The sequence below is a fragment of the Bacillus sp. SIMBA_031 genome (assembly GCF_046535225.1).
Lineage (GTDB): Bacteria > Bacillota > Bacilli > Bacillales > Bacillaceae > Bacillus > Bacillus velezensis.
In genome coordinates this window covers 1-257 of the sequence record NZ_JAWRXC010000428.1, presented here as the reverse complement: position 1 = coordinate 257, position 257 = coordinate 1, and the positions used below count along the sequence as shown (strand labels likewise).

Annotated in this window: 1 protein-coding gene; it reads left to right on the top strand. The window is 27.2% G+C overall.

The features are described 5' to 3' along the window. A partial coding sequence (locus SB724_RS20905) for a hypothetical protein (protein ID WP_410572876.1) occupies nt 1–235 on the top strand: 235 nt, incomplete at its 5' end. Between the last annotated feature and the right edge of the window lie 22 nt (nt 236–257).

The window sequence follows — 257 nt, the reverse complement described above, 5'->3', positions numbered from 1 at the left end:
AAAGAAAAGATTAACTACTCAGGATGTTATCCTGTTAAATTCATTTATATTTGGCACCAGGAAAGAATCAGATGCTTCAAAAAGTAATCAAAAATTTAAATCCTACGATAAGGAGACGGTACAATATATTTTGAAGTATCAGAAAATAAACAACCTCAATAATGTACAAACAGCTATTTACTTTAAAATAAGCAGAAATACTCTTGCAAAATGGAAGAAAAATTTCCTTAGTTGAATTTGTTATTCAAAAACTTGAT